General features: G+C 71.2%; 3 protein-coding genes and 1 pseudogene. All 4 read left to right on the forward strand.

Annotated elements, in window-relative coordinates; genetic code table 11:
• Positions 1-249: pseudogene (locus ACI2L3_RS40280) on the forward strand (hypothetical protein); the annotation flags it as partial.
• Between the two features lie 88 nt (positions 250-337).
• Positions 338-961 carry a hypothetical protein gene (locus tag ACI2L3_RS40285; RefSeq protein WP_350749479.1) on the forward strand — a complete coding sequence of 208 codons (624 nt, stop codon included), beginning with the start codon at positions 338-340 and terminating at the stop codon, positions 959-961.
• A gap of 137 nt (positions 962-1,098) precedes the next feature.
• The gene (locus ACI2L3_RS40290; RefSeq protein WP_362015644.1) at positions 1,099-1,311 is read left to right on the forward strand and encodes a hypothetical protein; all 213 of its coding nucleotides are present in this window, start codon (positions 1,099-1,101) and stop codon (positions 1,309-1,311) included.
• Between the two features lie 20 nt (positions 1,312-1,331).
• A partial coding sequence (locus ACI2L3_RS40295) for a hypothetical protein (RefSeq protein ID WP_404757443.1) occupies positions 1,332-1,597 on the forward strand: 266 nt, incomplete at its 3' end.

A 1,597-nucleotide genomic window follows, 5' to 3' on the forward strand; every position in this document is an offset into this window, starting at 1 on the left:
ACCAACTCGCCGTACGAGGCCGAGTTCAACAAGGCCGTGGACACGCTCGTGGAGGGCACCGACCACTACCTCGTGACCCGCCGCGGCGTGCCGTACGAGCAGCCGCTCGCGGCCGGCCAGGTCGTGGAGATCTGGCCAGTCACCGCCGGCGAGCAGCGCGAGGTCGCCATCGAGGCGAACTCGGTGACGCGCACGATCCAGAAGCTCTTCGTCCGCGGGCCCGTGCGCCGCGGGGTCGTCGCGGCCTGATGAACCCCGCGAGGGTGTCGCCTTTGGGAAGGGCGCGGCACCCTCGCGGGCACTCCCTTCCCTCGCCCTCCCCGGAATGGAGCCCACCGTGGCACTGCACATCAAGCGCGCCGAGCGCGTCGTCGAGGTCTGCCTGGACGGCACCCTCACCGCCGACTGGGAGCTGACCCGCGCGAAGGTCCAGGACCTCCTCACCGAGGCCAAGCGCGTGACCGGGCAGGTCAACGCCCAGACGCAGGACGACCGCCTCAACCGCCGCAAGACCCCCGCCGAGAAGCGCATGGCAGAGATCGAGAAGGAGCTGGCCGACTTCAACGAGAAGGCCGAGTCCCTCGCGTCCGCCGCGCTCGAGCAGACCGTGCTGTTCCGGCTGCGCGCTCTGCCGCGGCCCGTCTGGGACCAGCTCGTCACCGCGCACCCGCCCCGCCCCGCCGGCGAGGACGGCCAGTCCCCGGACGACCCGTTCCCGTTCAACAAGGAAGCCATCGCGGACGCCGCGCTCGAGATCGACGACGCGATCGTCTCGGTCACGCGCAAGCATGACGGCTCCGCAGAGGAGTTCACAGCGGCCGACTGGCCTGGCTTCGCGGCCGAGCTGTCCGACTCCCAGCACGCGGACTTCCGCACCACCGTGGTCCAGCTGAACGTGGGGTCAAACGACCTCCCTTTCTTCCGCGCCTCCGAGCCGACCCGCACTTCCGGGAAGAAGTAAGGCTCGCCCGTGAGCTCGGCATCTCCCACCGGCGCCTGCTCGGCTGGGAGCCCGAGACCACGTACGTCCACGACGGCGATGGCCGCCTGCTGTCCTCACGGCCTGAGCCAGAGTGGGACGACGCCGAGCGGGCCAAGGTGCTGGCGCTCGCGGAGTGGGAGGCCACGGAGATCTGCCCGCGGTGCGGCGGCCTCAAGGAGGTCTGCCAAGACCCCCTCGTCCGGTACCGGGCGGACCCGCCGATCCGGTGCCACTTCACCGACGCGACCGCACGCGAACGCGAGGCGTGGCAAGCGGACAAGCGCCCCCACCCCGAGTCGCTGATCCCCCAGATCAGACCCGTCAGCTGAGTCCCGGAAGGAGGCGCCCCGTGGCCGATCGTTCCATCAGCCTGTCCCTGCGCGCCAACGTCGAGGGCTTCGTCGCCGGCATGCACAAGGCGAAGAAGGCAGCTGGGGATCTCGGCCAGTCCACTTCGCGCGCGGCCGCGGACTCCGAGGCCTCTGCCCGGAAGATCGAGCAGGCGGCGGCCGCGGTCGCCAAGGCCCAGGATCGGGCGAAGGACGCTGCGGGCCGCCTCAAGGTGGCCGAAGCTGAGCTGAGCCGCGCCCGTGACTCCGGGTCCACCGTGGCCGT

It is taken from the genome of Streptomyces sp. NPDC029674 (genome assembly GCF_044903205.1).
Taxonomy (GTDB): Bacteria; Actinomycetota; Actinomycetes; order Streptomycetales; family Streptomycetaceae; genus Streptomyces.